Raw genomic sequence first — 9,428 nt, 5'->3', positions numbered from 1 at the left:
TGTAATGTTTCAATTCCTCATAGGTAATCTATAAACATGACTAATTTTTATTATAAAGATGAAGATTTTCATTTGTTTCAATTCCTCATAGGTAATCTATAAACCATATAAAAAACATTTGAACACACATATCTATATTTGTTTCAATTCCTCATAGGTAATCTATAAACCCATAAAAATGGCTATGTTATGCCATGATATATTTTTAACATTTTTGTTCTAAATAGCCCCCTCAAAAATGAAATGTTGAAATTTGCTGCTTTTATAACAGTTGATTTGGCGTCGATTCTTAGGGCTTTTTACACTACTATAGGTCGACAACCTTTTAACTTCATAAATATAATATTTTATAATATATTTTCTTCTCCACCTTTTTTAATACCAATAATTTCAATTAATGAATATTTTGTTGTTCTAAATCTATAAATAATTACTGAATCTTTTTCTTTATTTATTACTTTTTCAAGCTCCATCTTTAGCTTTGTTAAATTAGCTTCACTTATTTCACCTTCGAAGACAGAGTTTTGAACCCAATATAAGTACTTTCTACAAGTCCTTAAAGCTTTAGCAACACTTTTTTGTTCAACATCATAAACTAATATTACAAACAACTTTAACACCCCTTACCAGCGAGAAACAAATGGCACATACTCTTTTTCACCCATTAAATGTTTCTCGAGTTTATACAATTCCATTCTGATAAGCCTTCGATAAGAAACTTCTCTTCCAAGTTCTCTATGTTTAATAGTAGTAATTAATCGTTTATCAAATTCCTCTACAAATCTCTTACTAGCACTATCTTTAAGTAATACTCCCTCTAAATCATTATTGAAATCACTTTTTTTAATCATTTTTTTGCCTATTAATGTAAAAATTATTCTATCAACAATTATTGGTTTAAATATTTCAGCTACATCAAGATTTAAAGTAAATCTTCTAAAATTTGTTGTGTGTAAATAACCTATTCGTGGATCAAGATGTGTTTTATATATTTCTCCTAAGACTAAAGTATATAACATGGAATTACCAAAACTAATTAATGCATTTAAATGATTCTTAGGTGGTCTTCTAGTCCGCTGCACAAACCTAAAGTCTTCATTTTCAATTATTTTGTCAAATGATTTATAATACATTTCTCTTATATTTCCTTCTATTCCCATAAGTTCCTTTGTGTTTTTACATTCTTTTATCTTTTCTGTAAGGGAAAGAATACTGTCACTTATTGAATCTACATCTTTACCTCTTCCAGCATAGTATTTAACTACATTCAACATGTTCCTTGCACTGCCTTCAACAAACTTTGCAGCAATATTAAGTCTTTTTTCCTCATCCATATAATTCTCAGCTTGTTTTAATATCATATAACCAGAGTTTAAATGTTCTCTAGGATAAAAAGAGCCTGAGTAATAACCGTAATAATTAAAAAAATGTAAGATAATTTCTTTTTGTGACATATAATCTAGAAAAGCTTTATTTAAATCCACTTCTCCAAAAATAAATATTTCACTAATGTCTTCTATGGGTAAAACTTTTCTTCCTAATTCACTTTCAAAAGCAATTGTGTTATCCTTCCTTTTCAGAGTACCATTATTAAAAATATAAATGATTTTTTTCATTTAATACCTCCTAAGCCCAACAAAATTCATTATATGCACAATTCTTGCAAAACGATATCTTTTGAGCAGGTTGCGGTTTATCTTGATACATAATCCATAATATTTCATTTATAGCTTGATCCAATTTCGCCTTTAACTGTTCGTTTAATATTATTTCTTCTCTTTGCCTTTCTTTAGGAAACATCAATATTCCTTTAGCATTAATACCCTTCTTTTCAAGTTCAAATAAATAATAAGCAAGCTGCATTCTTGCGCTTTCTTTAAACCTAGAACTTTTTTTTACTTCTCCTACTACTAATTCTCCATCTTCTCTTTTTAATATATCTATTTTAATATTCCCTAAAGATACTTCCTTCTTTTCTCTTTGATAAGAATTTTCATGTATAAATCTTCCTACATCAATGAATTCATTGTCTTGGTCAGCTTCTATTCTATGAGCCATTAACCATACTTCGCGCTTACAAATATAATAATACCATATCAGAGTTCCAGTTACCTTTATTTCTTCTCTAGCTTCCATAACCCACCACCATAATATGCGAATTATTTTGAAACACTAAACGAGTTTTATAAAGCCAAATCCTTGACTGTTTTTGCTACCCAGCCCTGAATTCAAGGCTAATTTTATCAATTCCCTATCCCCTTCTAAAACAAATCTACCTGAATATCCTTTTATTAATATCCCTTTATAATTTAAAACATGTAATTTAGGTTTACCTATAGCTGTTATAGAAAATTCCTTGTTGATAGGTTCTTTTTCAAAATATGCTTTATATTTTTTATATATATTGTCTGCAACAAGTTTTTTAAATTCTTTATCTATTGGATTATAATAACATGTAAATTTGCCGCCATCTGCCTTATATAGAGTGCTATAAACAGTAACTGGTGCTAGAGTCTGAACTACTACTTTAGTATCTTCAAAACTATATTTTTCAATTTTTACGCTCTTAACTACAAGAGCATTGTTACATAATTTTATATTATCATTGAGTAAAAAAGAATTACTTAATTGCGCTAAAAATTCCTCCATAGGTGATGAAATGTATAAATCAACTTGACTATCAAAAACAATCTCTTTTTTTTCTCTGTAAATTTTATAATTACCCATTAATTGAGAAAAACAAAACATTTTAAATCGCCTTTTCTCGAGCTCAAACCCTTTCTCATGAAGAAATTCTGCCATTTCTTTTTCAAGTAGTTTGTAAATCATGCTTTGTACATAGTAATTATATTGTAAAGGTAACTTGATTTTTTCACCTTCAAATGATGATAAAATTACTTTTAAATACATTTATCTAACGCCCCCATTTTATATTAACCATGTATCAGAATCCTCAACTTTTCTAATAAACCCAGTAGCATTTTTCTTATAATAAAATTCTAAAGATTGATCTGGTTTTATAACATTCCCTTGTAGATTAGAGCTTAATTTTACAGCTCTTTTGATTGGGACTGAAATAACATATGATGAAAAATTTTTTCTTATCTTGTAGAATACTTCTTTTCTTTTTGTAAAATCTTTTTCTCTTACAACATTTTCAATATAAATATTCCAGTAATCTATTGCTGTCAATCCGTTGTCATCTTTTTCATCGAGCTCTATAAAAACTTCACACATATCAGGCCTTTCTTTAATTAGTTTGAAATCTGATATATATGTACTCTTGTCATTTGTATCTTCCCTATCAAACATTAGATTTTTAAATGCATTTAATATCTTATTTGATATATCTTTATTAATGACCTTATGCTTCTTTTCATAAAATTCTTCTATCCAATTGTAGAAATCTTTTTCCTCAATTGCTCCGTTAACCATTTCTTTTGCTATATTCGTGTGAAGGTCTCCATACACAAGTGTACAATCACTTCTTTTTCCCCTAACAATTGGTGCTATATGTACTGTTGACATACCTTTTCTATTTTTTCTATTAGCTCTTCCCGCAGCTTGAACAATACTATCTATAGGAGCAAGATCCCTGAATATTTCATCAAAGTCAAGATCAACTCCTGCCTCTACTACTTGAGTAGAAACTAAAATTATTGGTTTCTTTTTGTTTAACAATTCATTCACTTTATCAATACATTTCAACCTCTCAAATGGAGTAATGTTGGTGGATAAATAAAATATTTCTGTACTACTTAATTCTTCGTCTTCTGTTAAAATATCATAAATTTTTATAGAAGTATCTATTGTATTAAATAATAATAAATATGATTTTTCTTTATTATAGATTGATTTAAATAAATTTATCCACTCTTCTATTGAAAAATAAACTTCATTTTTATCCATCATATAGTGTCTTACAATTTTAGTTCGATTTAGATTAGAATAGTATTCTTGAATTTTTTTACTAGGAAGCCATTCCTGTGCTTGATTTTTTGAAAAGATTAATGGCTTAGTAGCAGTCAGTAATATAATATAGCATCCTAAATACTGACTAATATATGTAAATATATTTTCAATTAAAAGCCAGTATTCAGCTGGCACATTTTGAACTTCATCAAGTATTATAATACCACCTACTAAATGATGATATTTTCTTAAATATTGATTTCTAAAGCCTATAATAGTATGTAATAGTTGAAAAAAAGTAGTAACAATAACTTCTGATTCCCAGCTTTCCATTAATAAAACTGATTCATTTATGGTTTTATCCATGCCTTTATCTCTGTAACTAACTTCTGCTAAATGATGATGTTTCAATAAATATGTGCTTTCTGAGTTATGAAAATCTTTTAATTGACTTAGGACATCTTCGTATACTTCATAATTTTGATCTATTATACTAGTATATGGTAAGCTATATATAATTTTAGGAATATACCCACTTTCTTTTTCGATTATTTCTCTTAACCTTAAAGCAACTGATAAGGATGTTAAAGTCTTTCCAGAACCAGTTGGTGAAGTCATGGTATAAATTCTTTGATTTATATTAAAATCTTTTATTCTATTATTTGCTATTTTAAAAAAATCCTTTCTTACATAATCAATGAAATTATCAGATGTGTTTGTAAATTTAGAATTTACATATTTTTTAACAATATCTCCTTGTATATGTCTTCTATTTGCAAAAGGTACATCCGCTGCACTATGCTTATCTCCATATATTAGCAACGAAAATAATAGTTGCAGAAAAACACAACATTTGATCCTGACTTCCGCTTTATCTTCTAAAAACTCATCTTTTAGTCTGCTCAAATCAGTTATAATATTATCTAAAGAATAATAAAAACTTTGTATATTTATTTCATACCCTATTAATTCTTCATACATTCTGTTAACTGTATTTTTGTTTTTGAGTATATCTTCAGTTTGAGTTTTTACCATAGCAATCTTAGCAATCCAATTCTTATCGCTAAAAGTAGCTTGTAAAAATTCATCAAATATGTCTTCGCTTATTATAGAATCTAGTGAACCTAAATCACTGTGGTGAAAATAAACTGACATATACCCAATAAGAGGAATATAATTAATCCATTCTTCTGTTGTATGTCCTTTTTTATTTAACCTGAAGCTTTCTTTGCTGAGCATGAAATAGGTCCACAATGAAGATATGTATGAGTGATAATGTAGTGGTGGCTTTTCTTTACCTTCTATCAAATATGCTTGAAAATATGATGTACTTTTGCCAAAGTCATGGCAGTAGCCTATTATTTTACCTGTATTTCTTATCCAAAAATCATCACTTTTATTAGGAAGGGGTGGACACATGTCTACCCCTTCTGCTACCTCTTTTAGATGTATTTTAAGATCTTTTTTGTAAGTTATTAGATTGTTGTCGTCTTTTTTAATATGAGAATAAATATTCATCAGCTTCTACCTCCTGAAGCCATGTAATATTTTTTATTTCTTCTTTTAGCATAAAGCTTAAAACAGGTGTTTTAAATGTTGCACAAACTCCCTTGTTATTCTGTTCGTAGATATATGATTTAGAAGAAACTAAATATCTGTTAGCATCAAATTCAACTGGCATAATTTCTTTTATATATCCTATTCCCGAATCCAATCTTATGTCGAGAGAGCCTTTTTCTATGCTATCAACACTACAAGTTGTATTAACTTTGATTTTTTCTCCCGACAATATTACTTTAACATCTTCCGGCTTTATTTCATCAACGAAAGTCAACCTTCCGGTGCACTCAGCAACTCCAAGATATGGTGGATATACAAAAGCTTGATTAACTAATCTATCTTTTATTTCGTTAAGTAGTATATTGTCCCTGTGGCTAAAATAAAGTCTATATTTAAGCTTACTATATCTAGCCTCATTAGTACATTTACTAACAACTAGTTCAAATGGAACTTGAGTAGAACCCTTAACTTTATTTACATCACTTGACGATGTTACAAAAACATAATTAACGGTTTGTATTATTTTTCGGACAGGGGTACATATCTCAACTGCACTATAGAAATTCTTGCTTGAAAATTGTTGATAATAGCTATCCCGTTCCAATCCTAATATTCCTGCCATTAGTCCTGCAATAGAAGTTGGTGTTGGAAAGGAATATGAAAGTGAAGAAGAATTTGTATAATATTTTCTAAAATGTGCAAATGTGCCTTCTAAGTCACAAACCAAAATATTAGATTTTTTCAAGTTATACACCCCCTAGAGAGGCAACTTTTTGAGTTTTGAAGAGATGTTTTTCCCCATAATATTTTCAAAAGTTCCGATTCCCAAATTAGTCTTCATTTGCAGTTGATCGTGATACCAGTAAGTAATACTATTAATTCTATCTACATATTTTTCTAATACTATTCGCAAAGATTCTAAATCTAATGTATAGTCAGTAATATCTCTTATCATAGTGTCTTCAAGATTTAAAATATAATCTCTTAGATCTCCAATCAAAAAATCTGACGAATCATATTCTACTCTTATATATAATCTTGGATACTGACCTATCTTACTTCGTGTTGCTAAAAGTGGTATAGATTTTATTAGCGCTTCTTCTAATAAGTTTAAGTCGTTTTCACTCATCTTTGTATATTCTGCTCTTTTCCCACTTACTATACCTGAAAAAGCTATTAGTGAATAGTATAGTCTATAATCTTTACCCATAGTTGTAGCTTTATCAGCTTCGGAGCTAAATCTAGATGTAATCGTATTAGATTCAACTAGAGTAACTGGATTTAAAGAATATCCCCAATTAAATTGAACTGGTCCCGTAAATGTCAAAGAACTTCCTTTTCCTTCCGCACTTTTTAATGGCATGGTTGCACCAAATAGTCTCACATCAATAAGCTGTTCAAGAAGCCAAGCAATTTGTTCATCACTTAGTTTCTTAGTGTCTACTTTCCCATCATACTTTTTATAAATACTCTCTATCTTTTGAGTAGCAGTAATTGGCTTACCTTCAACTTGTGAAACAAATACATCATGGCCTATATCTATTAAATAGTCTCTTACATATCTTTTAAGTCGAACATCACTTACAAGATTTGTTGATGTTTCATAATCCATTCTTGGTTTATTTTCATCATCCGCGTCCCCATTGGGGTTAGTCAATTTAGCATCGTATAAAAATAATATATCACTATTCTTCACTATTCTCTTCCTCCTTATCTTTATCTTTTTTCTTTTCTATGGGCCTACTTCCTATAGCATAGCCTGATAAAATATAAAAAACGTTTTCTTGACTTGTAAGATTCCAATTGTTAATATTCTTATCAAAAAGTGTTTTATGGTCAGTATAAATATTTTGCAAATAATAGCTACTCTTATCGCTTGTTATAAGTTTATATTGTTTTAACTTCTCAAAAACCTCGTTACTAAGTTTCTGTAGTTTATTAAGGCTCATTCCTTGATAATTAATTTTGTCAAGAATAGGTTTGGAGGTAAGTTTGTTTTTAGCTTGAGCTTTTCCTATTTCATATATTAGTTTCCCAAGTAATACCAATGAGGTTTGTTCCTCACTATACCCAACATCTTTAATAAACTCTCTAAATTCCTCACTTATAGTTAATTGAGAAATATCCATTTTTTCACCTCCTGTAATAACTGATAATTTTTCTAAGAACCTTAACAAAATTATTCCTTTCAAGATTCCATAATTCATAGCAGTTTCTTTATTTTGAGGTTTGCTTATTTGATACTGATCTGTCTGTTCGAGATGATAAGTTTTTGAAAGTAAAATTAATTTTTCTATTATCATCTTCTTATTGACTTTACTATTATTTAATATTGCATCATAAAGTGTTAGAATTCTTCTATGTTCGGTTACAAATCTTTCATCCTGATGTATTGGGAATAGATAAAAAATTTGCTCAAAAGTCATTATCCACCTATCGTCACTATCTGGCCAATTAAACCACACTCTTCCAAAGTTGTTACATTCGCCAATTGCTACATTGATATCATATATTCTGCTTGGAGATACATCTTTTATAAGTTGAAGTACTCGAAATTCTTGTTGCTGTTTCATATAAAAAAGAAAATGGAAAGTATATTGATTAGTATAGTTTGTTTTTTTAAGCTCTTTAATAGATTGTCTTTCAATTTCTGTAGCACCGCTAAATCGTATAATTGACTTTACCTCATCTTGGACTTCTTGTATATTTTTTACCTTTATACTTTCGTTATCATTATCAAATAGCAGTTCAGGTATAAGAAAAAATCTTAGCTTTCCTATTTGACCTCCTAGCCTTCTCATTGTATAGATTTCGCCCAAAATAAGTTGTTTGTGACATTTCTTGCATAATCTTAAATTCTTATCAAAATCTTTCATTTCACTTGCAAAGTTTACTTTCTGTGTGATGTAATAGTTTAGTTTAAGCTTCCCAGTATCTGAAGAAACATAAGAATAAGAATTACATAAAGAACATATTCCTTCTCTAGCTTTTTCAAAATGAGCTTCCTTTAGCTTCCATGCTAGCTTTTTATATTCTTCTCTTTGCTGGATAATTTCACCATTAATTGTCAAAGTCCATAGTTTTATGTTTTTTGTTTTTACTTCATATTTTTTCGATATATAGGTAGCTAGTTCTTTTGAAACATTAGAAACTGTTTTCTTTATATCCTTTTCTGAGTCTTTATAATATTTCTCCATTTCAGATAACCCTATAAATTTTTCTACGTTAAGTATGCGTCTATATCTCTCTTTAGAACTTTCTTGAACGCCATAATCATAATAGAACTTATCAAGTACTAATTCTAGATAGTTTTTTAGCTCACAATCTTCAATTATTTTCAGTAAGGAAGGAATAGACTGAGAAATAATATAATCCGGTTTTGTCCCTGTAAGCATCCATTGTGGTGATGATGGTCCATCAGCAGTTCCAATATAAAAGTATTCTTTAACTATATCCTCTGTTATGGGGAGAATGTTAATGCTAACTTGCTCATTATTTATGTCAAAATCTAATATAACAATTCTATTTTCTTCTGAAGGAACAACTGGTACAATTAGTGCTTCAGCTTGTTCTTCAATACTTAACTCTGCTAGAGGTATTCCTATTTTTCTTATAGCTTCTATCACATTTTCACCCCCTTAAAGTAAATTTAATAGCGTTTGTCATAACTTGCAACGCTTGAAATCACTGTGTTCTATACAGTGATTTTTTCTTATCACTCAAAAATATTTCTATTTTCAAAAAGGGTTTTCGCCTCTTTATGTCAAATAATATAAGTACCACCAAATATTATATTAAGGAGGCGAAGCCCTTGTTTGAACGTCAATTAATCTTTAATAACATTGATTTATTTACATCTAATAGCAAAACAAAATTTTATGAAAAAATCTTCGATATCATTGATTTGTCTAGTTTCCCAAAATATCATTCGTCTAAAGTTGGACCTACTGGTTATT

General features: G+C 29.0%; 8 protein-coding genes. All 8 read right to left on the bottom strand.

The window, feature by feature from the left end:
* Nucleotides 1–347 precede the first annotated feature (347 nt).
* Genes cas2 through BLV37_RS14420 form a run of 8 tightly spaced genes read right to left on the bottom strand, consistent with a single transcriptional unit; the run spans nt 348 to nt 9,098 of the window.
* On the bottom strand, nt 348–611 hold the full coding sequence (gene cas2 / locus BLV37_RS14455; protein WP_091733088.1) for a CRISPR-associated endonuclease Cas2: 264 nt from the start codon (nt 609–611) through the stop codon (nt 348–350).
* A 12-nt stretch (nt 612–623) separates the two neighbouring features.
* On the bottom strand, nt 624–1,616 hold the full coding sequence (gene cas1b, locus BLV37_RS14450; protein ID WP_091733085.1) for a type I-B CRISPR-associated endonuclease Cas1b: 993 nt from the start codon (nt 1,614–1,616) through the stop codon (nt 624–626).
* A 10-nt stretch (nt 1,617–1,626) separates the two neighbouring features.
* A complete protein-coding gene (gene cas4, locus BLV37_RS14445; RefSeq protein ID WP_091733082.1) occupies nt 1,627–2,136 on the bottom strand; it encodes a CRISPR-associated protein Cas4 in 510 nt (169 codons plus the stop codon).
* Nucleotides 2,137–2,172: 36 nt separating this feature from the next.
* On the bottom strand, nt 2,173–2,910 hold the full coding sequence (gene cas6 / locus BLV37_RS14440) for a CRISPR-associated endoribonuclease Cas6 (RefSeq protein ID WP_091733079.1): 738 nt from the start codon (nt 2,908–2,910) through the stop codon (nt 2,173–2,175).
* Between the two features lie 18 nt (nt 2,911–2,928).
* Complete coding sequence (locus tag BLV37_RS14435) at nt 2,929–5,430, bottom strand: CRISPR-associated helicase/endonuclease Cas3 (RefSeq protein ID WP_091733076.1); 2,502 nt, start codon at nt 5,428–5,430, stop codon at nt 2,929–2,931.
* Entirely contained in the window at nt 5,408–6,217 is an 810-nt protein-coding gene (cas5b, locus tag BLV37_RS14430; RefSeq protein ID WP_176968001.1) for a type I-B CRISPR-associated protein Cas5b, read from the bottom strand. The genes BLV37_RS14435 and cas5b overlap by 23 nt, the downstream gene beginning before the upstream one ends.
* A gap of 12 nt (nt 6,218–6,229) precedes the next feature.
* Entirely contained in the window at nt 6,230–7,168 is a 939-nt protein-coding gene (cas7b, locus tag BLV37_RS14425; RefSeq protein WP_091733072.1) for a type I-B CRISPR-associated protein Cas7/Csh2, read from the bottom strand.
* Entirely contained in the window at nt 7,158–9,098 is a 1,941-nt protein-coding gene (locus BLV37_RS14420; protein ID WP_091733069.1) for a TIGR02556 family CRISPR-associated protein, read from the bottom strand. Before BLV37_RS14420 ends, cas7b begins: the two co-directional genes overlap by 11 nt.
* Nucleotides 9,099–9,428: the final 330 nt, after the last annotated feature.

Origin of the sequence: Proteiniborus ethanoligenes (assembly GCF_900107485.1) — a bacterium.
Taxonomy (GTDB): domain Bacteria; phylum Bacillota; class Clostridia; order Tissierellales; family Proteiniboraceae; genus Proteiniborus; species Proteiniborus ethanoligenes.
The sequence above is the reverse complement of the archived record's forward strand: the minus strand, read 5'-3'. Positions and strand labels throughout refer to the sequence as shown.

Bases quoted from the DNA above. Each gene is read 5' to 3' on its own strand.
- cas6 (WP_091733079.1), bottom strand. From the start codon at position 2,910: ATGTATTTAAAAGTAATTTTATCATCATTTGAAGGTGAAAAAATCAAG.
- cas4 (WP_091733082.1), bottom strand. From the start codon at position 2,136: ATGGAAGCTAGAGAAGAAATAAAGGTAACTGGAACTCTGATATGGTAT.
- cas1b (WP_091733085.1), bottom strand. From the start codon at position 1,616: ATGAAAAAAATCATTTATATTTTTAATAATGGTACTCTGAAAAGGAAG.
- BLV37_RS14435 (WP_091733076.1), bottom strand. From the start codon at position 5,430: ATGAATATTTATTCTCATATTAAAAAAGACGACAACAATCTAATAACT.